The 20,589-nt window shown below is 32.7% G+C and carries 20 protein-coding genes; 10 read left to right on the top strand and 10 right to left on the bottom strand.

Annotation, left to right across the window (positions count from 1 at the left end; all coding sequences use genetic code 11):
- The first annotated feature begins 58 nt into the window (after positions 1–58).
- Both groL and ACI5KZ_RS12115 read left to right on the top strand, forming a co-directional pair.
- The gene (gene groL, locus ACI5KZ_RS12120) at positions 59–1,690 is read left to right on the top strand and encodes a chaperonin GroEL (protein ID WP_109309694.1); all 1,632 of its coding nucleotides are present in this window, start codon (positions 59–61) and stop codon (positions 1,688–1,690) included.
- A 112-nt stretch (positions 1,691–1,802) separates the two neighbouring features.
- Positions 1,803–2,441 carry a DUF6090 family protein gene (locus tag ACI5KZ_RS12115; protein ID WP_109309695.1) on the top strand — a complete coding sequence of 213 codons (639 nt, stop codon included), beginning with the start codon at positions 1,803–1,805 and terminating at the stop codon, positions 2,439–2,441.
- A 22-nt stretch (positions 2,442–2,463) separates the two neighbouring features.
- Here ACI5KZ_RS12115 and ACI5KZ_RS12110 read toward each other — a convergent pair whose 3' ends face one another.
- From ACI5KZ_RS12110 to xrtF, 6 genes are all read right to left on the bottom strand, one after another.
- On the bottom strand, positions 2,464–3,069 hold the full coding sequence (locus tag ACI5KZ_RS12110; RefSeq protein ID WP_109309696.1) for a hypothetical protein: 606 nt from the start codon (positions 3,067–3,069) through the stop codon (positions 2,464–2,466).
- A gap of 72 nt (positions 3,070–3,141) precedes the next feature.
- A complete protein-coding gene (locus tag ACI5KZ_RS12105; protein ID WP_406847767.1) occupies positions 3,142–3,498 on the bottom strand; it encodes a heavy-metal-associated domain-containing protein in 357 nt (118 codons plus the stop codon).
- Between the two features lie 28 nt (positions 3,499–3,526).
- Positions 3,527–5,764, bottom strand: a complete 2,238-nt coding sequence (locus tag ACI5KZ_RS12100; protein ID WP_406847766.1) for a TonB-dependent receptor — start codon at positions 5,762–5,764, stop codon at positions 3,527–3,529.
- Positions 5,765–5,927: 163 nt separating this feature from the next.
- Entirely contained in the window at positions 5,928–6,341 is a 414-nt protein-coding gene (locus ACI5KZ_RS12095; RefSeq protein WP_406847765.1) for an HYC_CC_PP family protein, read from the bottom strand.
- A gap of 50 nt (positions 6,342–6,391) precedes the next feature.
- Complete coding sequence (locus ACI5KZ_RS12090; protein WP_109309700.1) at positions 6,392–6,820, bottom strand: exosortase F system-associated membrane protein; 429 nt, start codon at positions 6,818–6,820, stop codon at positions 6,392–6,394.
- The gene (gene xrtF, locus ACI5KZ_RS12085) at positions 6,813–7,364 is read right to left on the bottom strand and encodes an exosortase family protein XrtF (RefSeq protein ID WP_406847764.1); all 552 of its coding nucleotides are present in this window, start codon (positions 7,362–7,364) and stop codon (positions 6,813–6,815) included. Before xrtF ends, ACI5KZ_RS12090 begins: the two co-directional genes overlap by 8 nt.
- A gap of 90 nt (positions 7,365–7,454) precedes the next feature.
- Between xrtF and ACI5KZ_RS12080 the strand changes: the two genes are divergently transcribed.
- From ACI5KZ_RS12080 to ACI5KZ_RS12045, 8 genes are all read left to right on the top strand, one after another.
- Entirely contained in the window at positions 7,455–7,910 is a 456-nt protein-coding gene (locus ACI5KZ_RS12080) for a GAF domain-containing protein (protein WP_406847763.1), read from the top strand.
- Between the two features lie 167 nt (positions 7,911–8,077).
- Positions 8,078–9,610: a bifunctional phosphoribosylaminoimidazolecarboxamide formyltransferase/IMP cyclohydrolase gene (gene purH, locus ACI5KZ_RS12075; protein WP_406847762.1), complete on the top strand. Its 1,533-nt coding sequence runs from the start codon at positions 8,078–8,080 to the stop codon at positions 9,608–9,610.
- A 138-nt stretch (positions 9,611–9,748) separates the two neighbouring features.
- Complete coding sequence (locus tag ACI5KZ_RS12070; RefSeq protein ID WP_109309704.1) at positions 9,749–10,777, top strand: rod shape-determining protein; 1,029 nt, start codon at positions 9,749–9,751, stop codon at positions 10,775–10,777.
- 9 nt (positions 10,778–10,786) lie between these two features.
- Complete coding sequence (gene mreC / locus ACI5KZ_RS12065; protein WP_109309705.1) at positions 10,787–11,608, top strand: rod shape-determining protein MreC; 822 nt, start codon at positions 10,787–10,789, stop codon at positions 11,606–11,608.
- Complete coding sequence (locus ACI5KZ_RS12060; RefSeq protein WP_109309706.1) at positions 11,601–12,104, top strand: rod shape-determining protein MreD; 504 nt, start codon at positions 11,601–11,603, stop codon at positions 12,102–12,104. Before mreC ends, ACI5KZ_RS12060 begins: the two co-directional genes overlap by 8 nt.
- Positions 12,104–13,963: a penicillin-binding protein 2 gene (gene mrdA, locus ACI5KZ_RS12055; protein ID WP_406847761.1), complete on the top strand. Its 1,860-nt coding sequence runs from the start codon at positions 12,104–12,106 to the stop codon at positions 13,961–13,963. The genes ACI5KZ_RS12060 and mrdA overlap by 1 nt, the downstream gene beginning before the upstream one ends.
- Positions 13,963–15,240, top strand: coding sequence for a rod shape-determining protein RodA (gene rodA, locus ACI5KZ_RS12050; protein ID WP_406847760.1), 1,278 nt, complete (start codon positions 13,963–13,965; stop codon positions 15,238–15,240). Before mrdA ends, rodA begins: the two co-directional genes overlap by 1 nt.
- Positions 15,241–15,388: 148 nt before the next feature.
- Positions 15,389–15,967 (top strand): DUF4136 domain-containing protein, encoded by a 579-nt coding sequence (locus tag ACI5KZ_RS12045; protein ID WP_406847759.1) that lies wholly within the window; start codon positions 15,389–15,391, stop codon positions 15,965–15,967.
- A gap of 44 nt (positions 15,968–16,011) precedes the next feature.
- On the opposite strand, the gene ACI5KZ_RS12040 is transcribed toward ACI5KZ_RS12045, so the two are convergent.
- Genes ACI5KZ_RS12040 through ACI5KZ_RS12025 form a run of 4 tightly spaced genes read right to left on the bottom strand, consistent with a single transcriptional unit; the run spans position 16,012 to position 20,588 of the window.
- On the bottom strand, positions 16,012–17,358 hold the full coding sequence (locus ACI5KZ_RS12040; RefSeq protein WP_406847758.1) for a BatD family protein: 1,347 nt from the start codon (positions 17,356–17,358) through the stop codon (positions 16,012–16,014).
- Positions 17,352–19,097: a vWA domain-containing protein gene (locus ACI5KZ_RS12035; protein WP_406847757.1), complete on the bottom strand. Its 1,746-nt coding sequence runs from the start codon at positions 19,095–19,097 to the stop codon at positions 17,352–17,354. The genes ACI5KZ_RS12040 and ACI5KZ_RS12035 overlap by 7 nt, the downstream gene beginning before the upstream one ends.
- Complete coding sequence (locus ACI5KZ_RS12030; RefSeq protein WP_406847756.1) at positions 19,094–20,089, bottom strand: VWA domain-containing protein; 996 nt, start codon at positions 20,087–20,089, stop codon at positions 19,094–19,096. Before ACI5KZ_RS12030 ends, ACI5KZ_RS12035 begins: the two co-directional genes overlap by 4 nt.
- Positions 20,082–20,588, bottom strand: a complete 507-nt coding sequence (locus tag ACI5KZ_RS12025; protein ID WP_406847755.1) for a DUF4381 domain-containing protein — start codon at positions 20,586–20,588, stop codon at positions 20,082–20,084. The genes ACI5KZ_RS12030 and ACI5KZ_RS12025 overlap by 8 nt, the downstream gene beginning before the upstream one ends.
- Between the last annotated feature and the right edge of the window lies 1 nt (position 20,589).

Genomic DNA, 20,589 nt, shown 5'->3' with positions numbered 1-20,589 from the left:
TCTAGGAATCTAGAATTTGAATTTTGAGATTTAAAAATTTTAACTAAAATTTTTCATTATGGCAAAAGATATAAAATTTGATATAGAAGCACGCGATGGACTAAAACGTGGTGTGGATGCATTAGCTAATGCAGTAAAAGTTACTTTAGGACCTAAAGGTCGAAATGTAATAATTAGCAGAAGCTTTGGTGCACCTCAAGTAACTAAAGATGGTGTAACAGTAGCAAAAGAAGTAGAGCTAGATAACGAGCTTGAAAATATGGGAGCTCAAATGGTAAAAGAAGTTGCTTCTAAAACCAACGATTTAGCTGGTGATGGCACAACTACTGCAACTGTTTTAGCTCAAGCCATTGTTAAAGAAGGCCTGAAAAATGTTGCAGCTGGAGCAAACCCAATGGATCTAAAACGTGGTATCGACAAAGCTGTTGCTGCCATTACTAAAGATCTTGAAAAACAAGCAAAAAAAGTAGGTAACTCTTCTGAAATGATAAAGCAAGTTGCTGCTATTTCTGCTAATAACGACGATACTATTGGCGAATTAATTGCTAAAGCTTTCGGAAAAGTAGGTAAAGAAGGCGTCATTACAGTTGAAGAAGCAAAAGGTATGGAAACATACGTTGATGTAGTTGAAGGTATGCAATTTGACAGAGGTTATTTATCTCCTTACTTTGTAACTGATTCAGATAAAATGATTGCAGACTTAGAAAATCCGTACATTTTATTATTTGATAAAAAGATTTCTAACTTACAGGAAATCCTTCCAATATTAGAACCAGTGGCACAGTCTGGTCGTCCTTTATTAATTATTGCTGAAGATGTAGAAGGTCAAGCCTTAGCTACTTTAGTGGTAAACAAATTACGTGGTGGATTAAAAATTGCTGCAGTAAAAGCTCCAGGTTTTGGAGACAGACGTAAAGCGATGCTAGAAGATATTGCAATCTTAACTGGTGGAGTAGTTATTTCTGAAGAAAGAGGTTTCTCTCTTGAAAATGCAGACTTAAGTATGTTAGGTACTGCTGAAACTATAACAATCGACAAAGACAATACAACAATTGTTAACGGTTCTGGTAAAGCTGCTGATATTAAAGCAAGAGTTAATCAAATAAAAACTCAAATTGAAACTACGACTAGCGATTATGATAAAGAAAAGCTTCAAGAGCGTTTAGCTAAATTGGCTGGAGGAGTTGCTGTTCTTTATGTAGGAGCTGCTAGTGAGGTTGAAATGAAAGAGAAAAAAGATCGTGTTGATGATGCTTTACATGCAACTAGAGCTGCTGTAGAAGAAGGCATTGTAGCTGGAGGTGGTGTTGCTTTAGTAAGAGCAAAATCTGTTTTAGAAAAAATAACTACAGAGAACTTAGACGAGGTAACAGGAATTCAAATTGTAGCTAGAGCAATTGAGTCTCCATTAAGAACCATTGTATCCAATGCAGGTGGTGAAGGCAGTGTGGTAGTTGCCAAAGTGATGGAAGGCAAAGGAGCTTTTGGTTTTGATGCAAAAACAGAAACTTATGTAGACATGCTTAAAGCTGGAATTATAGATCCTAAGAAAGTAACACGTATCGCTTTAGAAAATGCGGCTTCGGTTGCTGGAATGATTCTTACTACAGAATGTGCTTTAATAGAAATTAAAGAAGATGCACCTGCTATGCCTCCAATGGGCGGAGGTGGCATGCCTGGCATGATGTAATAAGTAGGGAAGATATATTGATCTACTAAAAGTGTTAATTACTAAAGCTCTTGATTCTTATCAAGAGCTTTTTTTTATTTATTATTTCATAGCTTTATAAAAACTAACTATCATGAAAAAAGGATTCCGTTATGCTTTAGGCGAAATATTAATTGTAATTGTAGGACTTTCAATTGCTTTTAGCATGAATAAATGTGCCGAAATCAATAAAAATGACAGCTTAAAACAACAATACTTATCAAGTATTAAATCTGATATAAAAATAGACAAAGAAAATCTTGAAAAAAATTTAATCTCTATTGGACAAAAAATTCAATCTCTTAATGAGGTTTTACCACTAATAAATACGGATAATCCTGAAAAAATATCCTCCATAAAAAATATCTTTGGCTTATTTACCTTAGTTGAATTCTATCCAAAGGATATCACGTACCAAACGATGATAAACTCAGGTGATTTTAAGCTTATTGATAATTTTAATACAAAGACTGCTATTGAAAGTCATTATTCAGATTACAAATCAATTTTAAAAGATTATGAACGTCAAGAAATTATTCATAAAGAATATTTAGGAAAGTATATGATTGAAAACGCTGATTATGATGCCATGCGTAAAGGTCAATTTGGCTTCAGTAATGAGAAATTATTTAAAAATATATTGCAGAGCATGACAGGTTCTCTTTATATTAAAAAGAATGCTACAGAACGAGGTATTAAAAATTGTGATAGCCTTTTAAACCTGCTTTATTAAAAGAAGATTCAAGCTAAAAGTGCTAATTAATATTCAAAGTATTCCATAGTAAATTAATCATCTCCTCTCCTTCATTATTGCTATCTGCTCCTAAATTCATTGTCATTAAAAGGATACCTTCATCTTTTTTGCCAACGGCAGAAATTTCATATATTTCTAATTCTCCCTTGTATTCTAATTCAGCTCTAAGAACTCTTAATTCATCTCCAGATTTCAAGGTTTTATCGTAATCTTTTCTCTCTAAAGCATAACCATAATTCACACTTTCTTTAGTCACTTCATTCAACATCATTTCTTGTAGCATCACTGGGTTAAACGATTCGTATTTCTGAATAATAATTCCAGATCCACCAGCAGTCATTAACATAATTTGCTCTATACCTTCGTCTAATTCTGCTTTTGACACCTTGTGTTTTTTTGAATATTTAAAATTATAGAATGCATCATTATAAAACAATGTATCTTTTTCTTTTACAGACACTTGAATGGTCTCTCCTTCTATTTCAAATTCATAATTTTTATCTAAAGCAATTTCTTGAGATTGATTATTTATGGTAATTATAAAATCGGTTTGAGAGTAAATATTTGAAATTAATAAACAAGTAAAAAGATAAAGTAATTTTTTCATAGAATTTGGTTCGTTAATGAATGGGCAATATATAAAAAAAGTCCAAACAAACGTTTGGACTTTTAGTTTCTATTAATCATCTTTATGATCATCAACCACAGATTCATCACGATATCTACAACAATTGTGTACACTATTGTAGGCTTCGTCTGTTGCAATAACATTTTCTGTATCATGCCCAACAGCAGCTATATTGTTTTCAATAGTATTTAGGTCTGTTTTACGTGCATCATAAATAAGATTCAATTCATGCGTGCTCACATTCCACACAGCCGATTTAACTCCTTTGGTTTTAATACATGCTTTTTCAATACGTTCTTTACACATATTACAAACACCGTCGACTTCTATAGTTGCTCTGGCGTTTTTATCTTGTGAAAAAGCTGACATGCTAATAAGCATCACTAATAATACTCCTATTTTCTTCATAATATAAATTTTAATTTTTATTGTTTTATCATTCTATGTTAAATCGTAATCCAGCATAATAAGTACTACCAAATACAGGTCCGTAAACAAAAGTGGTATCAAAATATGAACCAAAAGGATCATCTGCTGCTAAAATAGCATTTTCTTGTCTAACATCAGTAACATTTTCACCACCAACATAGATTTCAAATTTTGGAGAAAATACCTTTGTAATTTGAGCATTTAAAGTTCCAACCGTAGGTGAATATTCTGCTACTTGATACGCCACAGGGTTTGTAACGGTCGATGAAAATCTCTGCTCACTCAACCAATTATAAGTAGCATCAAATTTCCAATGAGCCCCATTTGGTTTTACAAGAGTTTCGTAGGATGCATTGGCAAACAAACGATGTTGAGGCGTTAAAGGTTTCTCTAATATACCAGATTGGTATTGTGTTTTTACATTATAATATTTATAAGCCAATCGTAAATCGAAATTAGTAAACAGATTATAATTAAACTCAAATTGAAAACTATTAGCAAAACTTTCCCCATCTAAATTATAGAAACTAACAGCCTGTGGATTTTCATAATCAACTACTATTTGATTCTGAAAATCTGTTCTATAAAAGTCTAAAGCTACATCAGCCTTTTTTCCAAACAGATTAAATCCTTGTAAAAATGACACACCATAATTCCAAGCTATTTCCGGGTCTAACCCATAAACACTTCCACCAGAATTTACAATATTGATATGTCTAGATGTAGCAAACATGCTTTGGTTTTCGGTAAAAATATTAGCACTCCGCTTTCCCCTTCCAACAGATGCTCTTATCGCCGATTTTTCCCAAGGTGTATAGCGAGCACTCAATCTTGGCGTTATAAAAACACCAAGTAAGTTATGGTTATCTACACGAACACCTGCTGTTACATTTAATTTGTCTAAGTTATCGTAATTATACTCAAAAAAACCACCAATGGATGCTTCTGTACGCTCATAACTATTAACATTAACCAATTCATTATAATGGTCGTAAGTATAACTTACTCCAGTTTTAATTTTATGCCTAGAATCGCTAATTAAAGAATTATAAACAACGTTTGTGTACAAACTGTTGTGTGTAATATCGTAAATATTTAGTCCAAAATAAGACTCTTGTTGGTGCCAGCTAAAAGCTGTCTGAACACCTAAACTTTGATATGGAATGTCTGGATTAACATATCCTAATTTAGCAGCTGCTTCAAAACGTTGTGTATCTATTTCACTTCCCCAAGCATTGGTTGTTAGTTTATCAGTATCTGGGTTAAAATCTAATTGACCTGTTTGTTTGGAATCGTTTAAATATTTTACATTAATAAAACTAACCAAACCTTTTTCTGGATTGGTATATTGCCAACGATTCATAACATTAATTTGGTTATAGATTGGCATATCCATAAAACCATCGTCGTTTACATCGTGTTTTTTATTGTGTGTATTTCCATGAACATATAAACCAGTATCCCATTTATCTGAAACTTTTGTATTTAAATGTGTGTTGAGTTCAAATCTGGAATTACCGGCACCATAAAGATTGACAAATAGCGATTTGTCGGTACTTGGTTTTACTAATTCTGCATTAATTTGACCCGCAATACTCTCATAGCCATTTACCACACTGCCTGCTCCTTTTGTAATTTGAACACTCTCTACCCAAGTCCCTGGAATAAAACTCAAACCATAAGCTTGCGATGCGCCACGAATAGAAGGTATGTTTTCGGTAGTAATTAAGATATAAGGACTTGTTAACCCTAACATTTTAATTTGTCTGGTTCCAGATACAGCATCTGCAAAATTAACATCAATGGACGGGTTGGTTTCAAAACTTTCAGAAAGATTACAACAAGCCGCTTTTAAAAGTTCATCACTACTTATATTCATGATATTTTGTGACGCCAAGTATGACTTAGCGGTTGTTTGCTTCCTAGACGTTAAAACCACTTCATTTAAACTACTGGTTGGTTCTAATAAATGGTAAACACGATCAGGGTTTTTAATTGTTAATGTATCTGTTCTATAACCAACATAACTTATAACTAGTTTTTTGTATTCCGTATTATAAGGAATGGTGAATTTCCCATCAAAATCTGTAACGTCTCCAACCGTTGTTTCTAACCAATACACATTGGCTCCTGCTATAGGAACCTGCTTGTTTTGTTCGTTTACTTCCATAATCGTTCCATTTAATCTCTCTTGAGAAAAGGAAAATACTGGAAGAAAAACTAATAATAGTGCTAGCTTTCTCATACGAAACCGATTACAATTAGTGTGACAATTTGAATAGATTTGTCTTTCATTTTTGAATTATTATAAAATAAACAATACTCTTTTCGTTAGTTCGAAAAGACTTATTAAGATTCTTGTTTTCTATCTGCCAAAAGGCAAGAAAAGACATAAAATAATCTATTTATCAAATAATGAAAACCTGATCGAGAACTTGTATATCGGCAATCAGATTGGGTGGAGAGTAATTTTTATGAGGTATTACCAGCTCTGGTAAACCTTCAAAAAGGTTTATGTAAGAATATGTAAAAGCACTTAGATACAATTGATGATTAAAATGTAGATCTTCAAAGGATGTTTTATTAAGTTTATCCTGACCTTTAAAAATTTGTATTTCATCTTTACAGCAATGCTTATTTTCTACAGTATTAATTGTAATCGATTCCATATCAGGAATACAACTATCCACTTTAGAGAATATAGCAACATCAATTAGATCATCACCACAATAGTGTTTTTCAACAGTAAAAGACATGGTTGAAAACAATACTAAACACGCTAATGTTGCCGAAAAAGTTCTATGTAAAAATGCTTTAATCACATTGCAAATTTACAAAAAAAGGATTTGTAACACCTAATTTACATAAGGATTTATAAACGTTGTTTATGGTAATAAAAAGCTGGAATAAGCAATAAGGCTATTAATGGTTGAATTAAAAAGCGTCTCACATTAAAAAACAAATAATAATCTTCTTTTTTGGGATGGATTACAAAATAGAGAAACAAGGACATAAATGTCAAAAAAGCAATAGTATAAATTAAAATAGAAAATTTAATAATACTTTTATCTTTAAAAAGCACAAACAAAATTCCTAAAGAAATTATGGAGTTTAACACATATCGAAGTGCAGTATTGGATGCCAACTTAAACACCTCTTGTCTTGGTGAATCAATATATAAATAATCGTTTTTAAAGAACGCTAAATACGGATCATAAAACAATTGCTCTTCAAAGATTCTTATAATTACTAATAGGCTGACTAAAACAAAAAAGGCTATGTATTTTACATATTTATTCATAGCTCTTTTTTTGATTAGAAAACCTATTCACCCAAAACAACCATAACAAACAAACCATACCATAAATAATAGCTGGAAAAATAACTGTGTGCAAAATATCTTTTCGCCAAGGATAATGATACAAGCCAACAGACAAAATAACAACACGAATTAAATTAACAACATAAATCAAGACAGAACCTGCCAGTAAATACAAAACAGTAGCTTTAAATCTCCCAGTAAAGGCCATGATGAAAGAAGCAAAAAGAATGATTACACTAACCGAATTACAACCTTCAATAACTCTTGCAACATATTTTTTATTGATAATCAATTTCATGGAAGGCTCCTTTGGATGCGGAATTACTTGTGCATGGTAACCTAAATTTTCCAGTAATTCTTTACTTTGTTTTGCCACCAAATTCGTCATGTAATCGGGATAATAAGTCTCACTAGAACCATATTGCAAATATAATTTATAAGTCACAGACAAAACGGTATATACCAAAAGGAAGGTGAGTATAAACTTGATAACAGATTTATATTTTAAAATAAGATCTTTCAAAAAAAATAAGATTAATTCCGACGTTAAAATTATACAAATTAGAATGAGATTGACGTCTTTTTAAATACTTTTGCTAAAAATTTTTAAACAATGCCTTTCACATCTCTTAAACCACAAATAGAAACACTTATTTCTTTAAATAAAAAAACGGTTGATGAACGATTAAAAAACATCTGTGAACTTTTAGAATCTGAAGTCCCTCACTATAATTGGGTAGGTTTTTATTTTAAAAATGGCGATAAAAATGAGTTGAAATTAGGCCCATATGTTGGAGAACCAACAGATCATACTATAATCCCTTTTGGAAAAGGTATTTGTGGCCAAGTAGCAGTAAGCAACACCAATTTTGTGGTGCCAGATGTCGCTGCCCAAGACAATTATATAGCTTGCAGTATTACTGTTAAAGCAGAAATTGTGATTCCAATTTTTGTAAATGGTGAAAATATTGGTCAGATAGATATAGATTCAAACACACCAGACCCTTTTGACGAAACAGACGAACGATTTTTAGAATTTGTTTGCCAAAAAGTTGCTTCCATTTTATAGTTGTTAATAACTTTACATTTAAGTTGAAAAAACAATAGTTTTTAGCACTTGTTACTAGTTGTTTTTTGATTGAAATACCTACTTTTGCAATCATAAAAAACAACTGACATTCTTACTCTTATAAATTTTAATTTTTGAAGAATGTACAGACACACAACACAACTAAAATGAGCAACAACAAAACTATTAAATCGGCTTTAATTTCTGTTTTTAGCAAAGACGGATTAGAACCTATTGTAAAAAAGCTTCATCAGCAAAACGTCACTATTTATTCAACTGGTGGCACAGAAAAATTCATAAAAGATTTAAATATTCCAGTAGTCCCTGTAGAAGATGTTACCTCTTATCCTTCTATCCTTGGAGGTCGTGTAAAAACCTTACACCCAAAAGTATTTGGAGGTATTTTAAACAGACAAAACAACGAAAGTGACGCAAAAGAATTAATCGATTTTGAAATCCCACAAATCGATTTAGTTATTGTCGATTTATATCCTTTCGAAAAAACAGTTGCTTCTGGAGCTAGCAATCAAGATATTATTGAGAAAATCGATATAGGTGGTATTTCCTTAATTCGCGCTGCAGCTAAAAATTATGCAGATGTTATTTGTGTGTCTTCGGTTGAAGATTACAGCGAATTTTTAGAATTACTTCAAGAAAAGGAGGGTGAAACTTCCGTGGACGAAAGAAAACGTTTTGCAGCCAAAGCGTTTAATGTGTCTTCACATTACGATTCGGCTATTTTTAATTATTTCAATAAAAATCATGAAATAGCAACTTTAAAGATAAGCGAAACACAAGCTCAAGTGTTACGTTATGGAGAAAACCCGCATCAAAAAGGGTTTTTCTTTGGAAATTTTGACGATATCTTCACCAAGCTTCATGGCAAAGAATTAAGCTACAATAACCTGCTAGATGTAGATGCAGCTGTTAATTTAATGAACGAATTTAAAGGAGAAGCACCAACGTTTGCCATTTTAAAACATAACAACGCCTGTGGTTTTGCACAAAGAACAACTGTTTATCAGGCCTATTTAGATGCTTTAGCTGGCGACCCTGTTTCTGCTTTTGGTGGTATTTTAATAAGCAATACTGAAATAGATTTAGCAACCGCTGAAGAAATTCATAAGCTATTCTGCGAAGTGGTTATTGCACCTTCTTTTTCATCTGAAGCTGAAGAATTATTAAAAGGAAAAAAGAATAGAATCTTATTGGTTTTAAAAAATATTGACTTGCCTCAAACCACTGTAAGAACATGTTTAAACGGAGTTCTGGTTCAAGATAGAGACCATAAAACAGACACGCTTGCAGATTTATCTAATGCCACAAACAATAAACCAACAGAAAGCGAGTTAGAAGACCTAATATTTGCATCGAAAATTTGCAAACACACCAAATCTAACACCATCGTTTTAGCAAAAAACAAACAATTATGTGCTAGTGGAACAGGACAAACCAGTCGTGTAGACGCATTAAATCAAGCCATACATAAAGCGCAATCTTTTAATTTCAATTTAAAAGGAGCTGTTATGGCAAGTGATGCTTTTTTTCCGTTTCCTGATTGTGTAGAGATTGCAGATAATGCTGGTATTTCAGCTGTAATTCAACCTGGCGGCTCTATTAAAGACCAATTAAGTATCGATTATTGCAATGCACATAATCTTACAATGGTATTTACTGGAACACGCCATTTTAAACATTAAATTGAGATTATTTCATTTAATAAGAAAGTATCTTATCGAATAATAAAAATCAAAAAGAAAAGCAAAGATAATTATTGCATAACTTTTATTACATTTACAAGATTTGATTAACAACCCTCAAATAAACAACATAAACACATGGGATTTTTTGACTTCCTAACCGAGGAAATAGCAATAGATTTAGGAACTGCAAACACACTTATTATCCATAATGATAAAGTAGTTGTAGACAGCCCGTCTATTGTTGCACGAGATAGAATTTCTGGAAAAATAATTGCTGTTGGTAAGGAAGCCAGCATGATGCAAGGAAAAACGCATGAAAATATTAAAACCATAAGACCATTAAAAGATGGTGTGATTGCAGATTTTGATGCTAGTGAACAAATGATAAGCATGTTTATCAAAAATATTCCTGCTTTAAAAAAGAAATTTTTTACACCTGCTTTACGTATGGTTATTTGTATTCCTTCAGGAATAACAGAAGTTGAAATGCGTGCCGTAAAAGAAAGTGCTGAACGTGTTAATGGGAAAGAAGTTTATTTAATTCACGAGCCTATGGCAGCAGCTATTGGTATTGGTGTAGATATTATGCAACCTAAAGGAAATATGATTGTGGATATAGGTGGTGGAACTACTGAAATTGCCGTGATTGCACTTGGTGGTATTGTTTGCGACAAGTCTGTTAAAATTGCAGGAGACGTTTTTACAAACGATATTGTTTATTACATGCGTACTCAGCACAACTTATATGTTGGAGAGCGTACTGCTGAAAAAATAAAAATCCAGATTGGTGCGGCTACTGAAGATTTAGAACTTCCTCCAGAAGACATGAGTGTTCAAGGACGCGATTTATTAACTGGAAAACCAAAACAAGTTCAAATTTCATATAGAGAAATTGCAAAAGCTTTAGATAAATCCATTTTACGTATTGAAGATGCTGTTATGGAAACCTTATCTCAAACACCACCCGAATTAGCAGCAGATATTTACAACACAGGAATATATCTTGCTGGTGGTGGCTCGATGTTAAGAGGCTTAGACAAACGTTTGTCTCAAAAAACAGACTTACCTGTCTACATTGCAGAAGATCCCTTGAGAGCTGTTGTTCGCGGTACAGGAATTACTCTTAAAAACTTACCTAAATACAAAAGCGTCTTGATAAAATAGCCTTAACAAATGCAGCAAATAATAAACTTCATCATAAGAAACAAATCGTTTTTGTTATACTTATTGTTGTTTTCTCTTGCTTTTGTTTTCACTATTCAATCGCATTCTTACCATAAAAGTAAATTTATAAATTCGGCAAACTTTTTGTCTGGAGGCATCTATAATTCTATAAATGATGCCAGTGAATACTTGAATTTAAGAACACAGAACACGCTACTTCAAGAAGAGAACAATCAATTAAAATCTATATTATTCAATAAAACCGACACTATAAGCAAAACATTTATAGATAGTACTTACTCTGGTACATCATATAAATTTTCTCCTGCTGTAGTTATAAAAAACAGCTATTCCTTAAGTAATAATGTATTGTTATTAAACAAAGGAAGAAGAGATAGTATTCAACAGGATTTTGGCGTAGTTTCTCCCAAAGGATTAGTTGGTATTGTAGACAAGACAAGCAAAAAATATGCAACTGTAATTTCTATATTAAATACAAGTAGTCGAATTAGTGCACAATTGAAAAAATCAAATCACTTTGGATCTTTGATCTGGAATGGGAAATCGCCTTATTTAGTTCAATTAACAGAAATTCCTAAAATTGCTCCAATTGTAGTTGGAGACACTATTATTACCTCTGGACGTTCATCCATTTTTCCAAAAAACATTCCTATTGGAACCATAGATAGTTTCAACCTAGATACATCACAAAATTACTATGTCATTCATATTCGATTGTTTAACGACATGACAAGTTTGGAGCATGTTTATATTATTGAAAATAAAGATGCAAACGAAATAAATGCCCTAATTAACAACACCAATGAATAGTATTATATTCACACATACATTTCGATTTATCATACTAGCGTTATTGCAAGTATTGGTGTTAAGTCATATAAACTTTTTAGGGTATATAAATCCATATCCTTACATTTTATTTATTTTATTATATCCATTAAAAAACAATAGAGTTATTTTTATACTAATAAGCTTTTTACTAGGATTAACTATAGATACATTTTTAGATTCTGGTGGAGTACATGCTGCAGCTTCTGTATCAATAGCATTTATTCGTCCTTTTATTTTAAAATTTTCTTTTGGTGCTGTTTACGATCATCAAACCATGAAGTTTAGCAATGTAGAGTTTGGATCGAAACTTACTTATTTTGCTATTTTAATTCTGATTCATCATTTTATTTTGTTTTCATTAGAAATTTTTAACTTTTCAAAAATAATTTTAATACTCCAAAACACGTTATTCTCCAGTATATTCACTATTATATTATGCATTTTAACAACTGTTATATTTAGCCGGAGGAATTAATGAGACAATTTTTACTTTTCATTATTATCATTATAGTAGGTCTTACCTTTATTGGAAGGCTTTTTTACCTACAGGTTTACAACTTGGAAGGACATAACTTGTTTGACGATAATGCCATTAGAAAAGTTTACGATTATCCAAAAAGAGGATTTGTTTACGATAGAAATGGAAAACTTTTGGTATCGAATCAGCCATCTTACGATGTCATGGTTATTCCTCGAGAAGTAAAACCATTGGATACTCTTGAGTTTTGTTCGCTTTTAAAAATCGACAAAGAACAATTCAATAAAATCTATAAAAAAGCCTATCATTATTCTCCTAGATTACCGTCTGTATTTGTACCCCAATTATCTAAAGAAGATTATGCAGCACTTCAAGAAAAAATGAGAAAATACGAAGGTTTTTATATACAAAAACGTTCTTTAAGAGATTATCAAACAACTATTGGAGCTAATGTTTTAGGTTATATTGCTGAAGCAACACCTTATCAAATTGAAAATGACCCATATTATAACATGGGAGATTTAATTGGGAAACAAGGTGTTGAATTGTCTTACGAAGAAGAACTAAGAGGAGTTAAAGGCATTAAATTTATTCAAAAGGACAGGTTTAACAGAGACATTGGACCTTATAAAGACGGAGTTTACGACACCCTACCAAAACAAGGAAGAGACATCACAATTTCTATAGATTCCGAACTTCAAAAATATGGCGAAAGGCTCATGCAAATGAAACATGGTGGCATTGTTGCTATTGAACCCAGCTCAGGAGAAATACTCGCTCTAGTTTCTGCTCCAACTTATGATCCTAATCTATTAGTAGGAAGAAAACGTTCTAGAAATTTCACAAAACTATATAACGACACCATAAATAGGCCTTTAATTGACAGAGGCTTGTTACGTATGCACGAACCTGGTTCGCCATTTAAGGTATTTGTTGCCCTGGTTGCCTTACAAGAAAACGCCATTACGCCACAAACTACAGTATTCTGTAATGGTGGTTACAATTATGGTGGTAGAAAACCCATGGGGTGCCATTGTGGTGGAGGCAAAAGAGATTTGGTTTTAGGTATCGCAAAATCTTGTAACTCCTATTTTGCAAATGCTTTTAGAAAAAGTATCGACATGTATCCTGATGCTGGAAATTCTATGGATATTTGGAGTAATCATATGAAAAGTTTTGGGTTTGGAGACTTCTTAGGCTACGATTTAGCTATTGGTAAGAAAGGAAACATGCCTAATGGGGCCTATTACGACAAATGGTATCCTGATTTTAATTGGGGAGCCACTACAATTATATCAAACTCTATTGGTCAAGGAGAAGTTTTAGTAACACCGATACAGTTAGCAAATGCCACAGCAGCCATTGCTAACAAAGGATATTATTACACACCACATATAATAAAACATATAAATGGTGAACCTATAGACGAAAAATATACGACTAAAAAACAAACCTCCATTGATGCGAAACATTTCGACCCAGTTATTGAAGGACTTCATGATGTTTATAACAACGGAACAGCATGGTTTCTTAAAGTTCCAGATATTGAAATTTGTGGAAAAACTGGTACAGCAGAAAATTTCACCATTATAGATGGAAAAAGAACGCAATTAACCGACCATTCAATATTTGTTGCTTTCGCTCCAAAAGACAACCCAAAGATTGCATTGGCGGTTTTTGTAGAAAACGGTTATTATGGAGCACGTTGGGCAGGAAGAATTGCTAGTCTTATGATTGAAAAATACCTAAAAGGTGAAATTACTTTAAAACAAATGGAAAAACTTGTTTTAGAAAAAAGTTTAGAGGATGAATACATGAAACCATATTCAGGAAAACCTTTTACAATTAACAGATAATGTACAGAGAGACAAACAGACATTTTAAATTCGATTGGATTAGCATTATAATTTTTATGCTACTTGTTGGTTTTGGATGGTTAAATATTTTGTCTGCATCTCATGTTGGAGAAACCATCGATTATTTTGATTTTTCTCAACCCTACGGAAAACAACTGATGTTTATTTTTCTAACCATATTATTAATTATTCTTATTCTCTCCATAGAATCTAAATTTTACGAACGATTTTCTAGTATTATTTACATCCTTTCTATGCTCTCCTTAGTGGGTTTGTTTATTGCTGGTAAAAATGTTAATGGAGCAACCTCTTGGTATGGCATTGGAGGTATGACACTACAACCAAGCGAATTTGCTAAAGCTGCTACAGCCCTTGCAGTCGCAAAATTTTTAAGCGATTTACAAACAGACATCAGATCTTTTAAAGATCAAGTAAAAGTGTTTATAATTATTGCAATCCCAGCTGTTTTAATCTTGCTCCAAAACGATGCAGGAAGTACTGTGGTATACGCCTCCTTCTTTTTTGTTTTTTACAGAGAAGGCTTGCCAAAAATTTACTTAACTATTGGGTTGTTACTCATAATCATTTCGGTAAGTTCTTTAAAGTTTGGTGCCTTAATAACAGGAATAGTTGTTACCATATTAATAGTAGCCTATCATTTTACTAGACGAAAAAAACCGAGAATTATACAAACAATTTTCACTATAATCGCTTGTTTAATATTAAGCTTTGGAATTCAGTTTTTTTATGAAAACATCTTACAAGCGCATCAAAAAGACCGAATTAGTTTGTGGTTAAGACTGGAAAACGACCCTACTAAACTTGCAGACATGCGTCGTGATATTTTATACAATCTTTACGAATCTGAAAAAGCTATAAGCTCGGGTGGATTAACCGGAAGAGGCTTTTTAGAAGGCACCCGAACCACTGGAAAATTTGTTCCAGAACAACATACAGATTATATTTTTAGCACTGTAGGCGAAGAATGGGGGTTTGCAGGAACCACTTTTGTTGTAGTACTTTTTGTGTTATTATTATTAAGAATATTACATCTTGCCGAATTACAAAAATCGCAATTCAGTCGAGTGTATGGCTATAGTGTAGCTTCCATACTCTTCTTTCATTTTATGATTAACATCGGAATGGTTATGGGCTTAATTCCTACCATTGGTATTCCGCTTCCCTTTTTTAGCTATGGAGGCTCTGGTCTTTGGGGTTTCACCATTTTACTATTTATTTTCATCAAACTGGATTCAAATAGGATTAATGAATGGTAACAAACTAAAAGTTTGCAATAATCACATTGTTTTTTTTTGCAAAAAATTAAAAAATAAAAAAAAGAGAGATTCATATTTTTTCTGTCAGTTTTTGTAAATTTATCTATTGTTCTCTCTTTTAAATAACATAAATTATAAAACTAACATCATGAAAACACTATTTAAAACCTTTAGCATCTTGTTTGCTACCGTAATTTTCACCAGTAATGTTTATTCTCAAGTAAACAGCGACTACGATAAAAGCACAGATTTCACAAAATACAAAACAATAAGTTTTGGTGGTTGGCAAAAAGATAGTGACCAGCAATTAAACGATTTCGACAAGAAAAGAATAACAGATGCTTTAACAAACGAATTTAAATCTAGAGGTATTAATTTAGTTGAAACCAATGGAGATGCAACTATAACGCTATACTTGGTAATTAATAAAAAGTCGAACTACACAGCTTATACAGACTTTAACGGAGGTATGGGCTACGCAGGACGATGGGGTTATGGTAGAGGATTTTATGGAGGTGGTGGTTTAGGAGCTAGCACGTCAGTTTCTGAAAATGAATACAGAGTAGGAACGCTAGTTATTGACATGTATGATACTGCAGAAAAGAAACTAATTTGGCAAGGTGATATGACTACGGATGTACAGGAAAAGAGTCAAAAAAGAGATAAAACAATTCCAAAAAACGTGAGTAAATTAATGAAAAAGTTTCCAATTAAACCCATGAAATAATATTTTAAGAAAGGCTAAATTTAAAATTTAGCCTTTTTTATTCCTCAACTTGTTGGGTTTAACCAATCCGTATCAGTTTTTACTTGTCGCTTAGCTTCTAACTCCTCAAAATAAGCTTTTCTAGAGGCTTTTAAGGCAGTCAATAATAGACTTGAATCAAAATATACCTGCGATTCATTTTGATACAAATTACTCAATAACTTATGGTATTCTTTTTTAAGTTCATCGGTGCCAAACAACTTTAAAAAATAATCAAAACTGTGATCATCTATATTTAAATGTAACATCCATTTAGTAAGCTGTTCTATAAATTTTCGGGCATCTTTTTGTCTAGCAGCTTTTTCAACTTTAGCAAAAAGATACCTTTCAGATTGAATATATTTCTGGTTGGCGTTCTTACTAAAGGGAACTAACCATTTAATGAATTTAAAAAATAAAAATAGTCCTATAAAACTCAAAGCAACTATTAAAACAAAACGCCTTGGCGTCATCCCTATAATTAGAAAGGGTTTATCTTCTACTACTTCTGGTTCTTCTGTTTCTCCTTCTAATTGCTTTTTAATACTAGCCAACATGTTCAAATCAGCATTTGGCGCTACTTGAATAACAGTAGAATCAATAACTTTCTTATAGAATTTTTTATTGTAATAATTCCAATACACAAATTCAATTTTAGGCAATACAATCTCTCCTTCTTTTTCAAAAAGATAGTTTACCATTTCTATACGCTTAGCTGAAACTGCTGTTTTAGATTTGGTCGTATGAGTTTTTGGTCGTGTTTTGTAAATACTGGTACCCGCTACAGTATCCCAAACTACTTCTGGAATAAACTCAGAGAGGGTTCCAGCTGCCGTACGTGTAATGGTTCTTTGTAACACATCGCCAACCTTAACATTCTTAAGAGAAGTGTTCCAGTTTTCATAAACATTAAGTGAACTTGATACCAACCAATTATTTGGGTCATACCCCACAGGAACATCATTTACTTGAATTGTTTTTGATTTGGTATGAATTACATGTTTCAAGCCTTTATATCCTCCTGGTTTTGGAGATTCCACATGAATGGTAAGTACTGGAATGGTTATTTCACCAGCTTTGGTTGGAAACAGATTATAAATAAAATCAACCCCAGAAAAATTTTTCCCACTAAAAGTTCTGCTATTAGAAACAGATCGAAAATATACCGTCAAAGCACCTTCCACTTGTATATTCCCAACATCAATTCCAGAAGTAAACCAGGTATTAGAATATACAGAAACCGTCATTTGTACAGGTTGACCAATATATGCCGTACTATGGTTTACAGACACATAACTAATAAGCTGCTGTCCATATGTTTGAACGCTTATAGCAAACATTAGAAAAACGATATATTTCAATTTATCTACCATGAATTAGGTGTTTCTTCGGCATTTACTTGTTTTTTCTTTATTTGATATTTAAATTTTTTAGTTAAAAACAATGCAGGATCATCATCTACTTTACGCATTAGAACGTTTTTCGGAACACCTCCTTCACCCGATTTAAAATCTTCAGGAACTTCATCTAATTCTTTCCCCATACGTTTATCTGTCGTTGTTTCTTCTTCCATACGCTGCTTTTCCATGTCTTTTTTTGTAGCTTTCTGTCCACCACCACTTAAATCTTCCATGGAATCGTTCTTTTTATTTTTAGCATTAGGCTTTTCTTCATTTAATTCAGCATTTTCAGGCGCAAAACTTTTACTAGCTAAGATCGCTTGATTAATTTGATTTAAATTATTTTGAGCCTCATCAAAAGTGGGGTCTTTCGCAACAAGCGATTCGAAAATTTCTTGAGACTTTTCCAAATTTCCTAATTTAGCATAGGTCAACCCTAAATTATACACACCTGTTTTGGAGCTATCTTTTTCAAACGCAGTTTTAGCACTTAAATAATCTCCTTGTTTGAAATAAGACACGCCTTGATGTAATGGATCCTCATATAATTTAGCGGCCGAAGCATAATTGCCTTTGTCATAAGCCTGCTGACCTTGATAGGCTTTGGTATACCATAAATCTTTAAAAGATATTTTTTCGGAATCTTTCGCATCATGAACTTTTGTACAAGATGATAAACTTACCAAAAGCAAAACGCTATAAATTGCCCATCCTCTTCTAAAACTAAAAATAAATAAAAACAGAACAGGAATCACTAACCAATAGCCATTATCCTGCCAGTTCTTTTCATCGTCCTTGGGTTTTTCTTCAAAAATTAAATGTTTACTAATTTCTTCAGCTAATAATTTTACATCACTATTGTCTAAGGACATATCTAAAACATGTACATTTTTAATTCCTGCTAAATTATCAGTAACAGCTTGATTTCGTTTTGAAGTCACTATTTTCCCTTTAATTTTTAAAGGGTATTTCTGATTATAAAATGAAGGTACATTGCCTCCAACCATAGTTGCCATTGGATACACATTTAGCACCACATTATTTTGCTGCATGAAAGCACTCACTTTCTGAACATCTAAGCCTTCTAAATCATCTGTGAATAATAATATCTTTCCTTCGGCTTTATTATCTACAAAAAGGCTGTCCAGATTCGCAAATAAATTATCGAATCCTGTGCCTCGTTTTGGCATCATGCTAGGTTTTAAACCATCTAAATGATCTAAAATAATTTTATAATCTGTCGTAAATGGCACGACGGTATGTGTAGATGCTGCAAAAACCTGAAGTGCAGCTTCGGCTCTCGGATTGGCTTCCAAGAAATCCTGAATTTTAAATTTAGCACGTTCCAATCGGGTTGGGGAAACATCGGTTGCGAGCATGCTTTGAGATAAATCTAAAGCAATAACCAATTGCGATTTCAACTTCTTAGTGGGCTCTTTCACCTCTTCCCAAGTAGGTCCGAGAAAGCCTAAAAAGCCGATTCCGAAAAGTAGAAACAATGAAAAATGAATCATACGTGACTTCCAAGAAGTTCCATTTTGAATAACAAAAGGTCTTAAATGCTCGGAAATATGTTTTTTCCATGATGTGTTTTCAGCATAAGCCAATATTCCCAAAAACACAATAATGGCTAATGGAATAGCAAACCACATATATTCTGGTCTTAAAAAATGGAATTTATCCCAATCGATATGTTTGAGTTTCTCAATCATGAATTGCTCCGAAAACGTTTATATAACAAGATTAAATTATTAATTAAAACAATAAAAGCTCCCAAAGCCAACGCTACTCCCAAAGGAATATAGTATAATAGAGTTTTAGGTACAAAGCTTTCTTCCTCGTATTCTATAGGTTCCAAAGTATCTAATTCTGTATAAATATTTTCAAGAGCTTTTGCATCTTTAGCTCTAAAATATTTTCCACCAGTCATTTCAGAAATTTCTATAAGTGTTCGTTCATCTAAATCGGATGTTGAACTTCCAGGATCACCAATTCCAACGGTATAAATAATAGTTGAATCTCTTTTGGCCATATTGGCTGCATCTAGTGGTAAAATTTCTTCGCCACTATCTACCCCATCGGTTAAAAGCAACATAACTTTACTTTGGATGGTATCTCTTTCAAACAAATCCATCCCTTTTACAATGGCCTTCCCAATGTTTGTCATTTGTCCAGCCATCCCTACATCAGCTTCATCTAGCATGGTTTGAATGGTTCTCAAATCAGACGTAAAAGGCGCTTGAATATAGGCGTTACTTCCGAAGAAAACCAAGCCCATCCGATCGCTTTTTCGCTTGCCAATAAACTCACGCATAATATCTTTTACTGCAGACCAACGCGTGACTCTTTTTCCGTCGAGAACCCAATCTGTATTAGCCATACTAAAACTAATATCGGCTACAATTAAGAAGTTTCTAGCTGTTTTAATTTTCTTTTCGGGCTTGCCTACTAATTCTGGTGAAGCCAAAGCTAATAATAGCAACAACCAAATACTGTACATAATCATCCAACTAAACCAGTTCCTTTTTTTAATAAAAGATGCTTTTTTTGGTTTCTGATTGGTGACTTCTGCAACTCTTGAAAAATAAGGAAATTTTAAAGCACTACTCCGGTTCTTAATTGGTGGAAACAACCAATAAATGAGTAGTGGTAGCGGAATTAAAAGTGCCACCAAGGGATATGCAAAATGAAAATTTTCAGGCATGATTTTTAATCCATTTTAGTGACATTTTAAAAAATTCTTCTTTATTAAAATTTGTATTATTAAAAGTTTCACAATACACAGCATTAGCAATATCCTGTTTGTATTTACTGAAATTAACATCTCTTTTAGTCTTGTCTAAAAAGGCTATCCAATCATTACCCTGAAGCGAAGCAACACTTTCTCGAGGATAGGATTGTAATGCTGTACGTTTTAAAATAAAAACAGATTTGGTTATAAATTCCAATTCTGGCAGTTTAGCATCTTGATTTAGTGCTACTATTTCTGCAACGGCATCACGTCGGTATTGATTGTGTTTGAAGTTTAAATAAAGACGGTACAATAAGTAAACACATAAAACAACTAATACAACAAACAACACTTTCCAACCTGTAGTGTCAAAAGAAAACGGAATAGGCGCTGGTTCCATGATGTTGCCCAACTCTAACGGTGGTACTTCCGGATCTTGATTAAATGCGATATATATTGAATAAAAGCTCAAG

The sequence above is a fragment of the Xanthomarina sp. GH4-25 genome (genome assembly GCF_045363175.1).
Taxonomy (GTDB): Bacteria; Bacteroidota; Bacteroidia; order Flavobacteriales; family Flavobacteriaceae; genus Xanthomarina.
Note: the sequence above shows the minus strand (reverse complement) of the source record. Positions and strands in the feature narration are given on the sequence as shown.

What these genes read in the sequence shown, in the direction of transcription:
- groL (WP_109309694.1), top strand. Translation starts at nt 59, where the DNA reads ATGGCAAAAGATATAAAATTTGATATAGAAGCACGCGATGGACTAAAA.
- ACI5KZ_RS12115 (WP_109309695.1), top strand. Translation starts at nt 1,803, where the DNA reads ATGAAAAAAGGATTCCGTTATGCTTTAGGCGAAATATTAATTGTAATT.
- ACI5KZ_RS12110 (WP_109309696.1), bottom strand. Translation starts at nt 3,069, where the DNA reads ATGAAAAAATTACTTTATCTTTTTACTTGTTTATTAATTTCAAATATT.
- ACI5KZ_RS12105 (WP_406847767.1), bottom strand. Translation starts at nt 3,498, where the DNA reads ATGAAGAAAATAGGAGTATTATTAGTGATGCTTATTAGCATGTCAGCT.
- ACI5KZ_RS12100 (WP_406847766.1), bottom strand. Translation starts at nt 5,764, where the DNA reads ATGAGAAAGCTAGCACTATTATTAGTTTTTCTTCCAGTATTTTCCTTT.
- ACI5KZ_RS12090 (WP_109309700.1), bottom strand. Translation starts at nt 6,820, where the DNA reads ATGAATAAATATGTAAAATACATAGCCTTTTTTGTTTTAGTCAGCCTA.
- ACI5KZ_RS12080 (WP_406847763.1), top strand. Translation starts at nt 7,455, where the DNA reads ATGCCTTTCACATCTCTTAAACCACAAATAGAAACACTTATTTCTTTA.
- purH (WP_406847762.1), top strand. Translation starts at nt 8,078, where the DNA reads ATGAGCAACAACAAAACTATTAAATCGGCTTTAATTTCTGTTTTTAGC.
- ACI5KZ_RS12070 (WP_109309704.1), top strand. Translation starts at nt 9,749, where the DNA reads ATGGGATTTTTTGACTTCCTAACCGAGGAAATAGCAATAGATTTAGGA.
- mreC (WP_109309705.1), top strand. Translation starts at nt 10,787, where the DNA reads ATGCAGCAAATAATAAACTTCATCATAAGAAACAAATCGTTTTTGTTA.
- ACI5KZ_RS12060 (WP_109309706.1), top strand. Translation starts at nt 11,601, where the DNA reads ATGAATAGTATTATATTCACACATACATTTCGATTTATCATACTAGCG.
- mrdA (WP_406847761.1), top strand. Translation starts at nt 12,104, where the DNA reads ATGAGACAATTTTTACTTTTCATTATTATCATTATAGTAGGTCTTACC.
- rodA (WP_406847760.1), top strand. Translation starts at nt 13,963, where the DNA reads ATGTACAGAGAGACAAACAGACATTTTAAATTCGATTGGATTAGCATT.
- ACI5KZ_RS12045 (WP_406847759.1), top strand. Translation starts at nt 15,389, where the DNA reads ATGAAAACACTATTTAAAACCTTTAGCATCTTGTTTGCTACCGTAATT.
- ACI5KZ_RS12040 (WP_406847758.1), bottom strand. Translation starts at nt 17,358, where the DNA reads ATGGTAGATAAATTGAAATATATCGTTTTTCTAATGTTTGCTATAAGC.
- ACI5KZ_RS12035 (WP_406847757.1), bottom strand. Translation starts at nt 19,097, where the DNA reads ATGATTGAGAAACTCAAACATATCGATTGGGATAAATTCCATTTTTTA.
- ACI5KZ_RS12030 (WP_406847756.1), bottom strand. Translation starts at nt 20,089, where the DNA reads ATGCCTGAAAATTTTCATTTTGCATATCCCTTGGTGGCACTTTTAATT.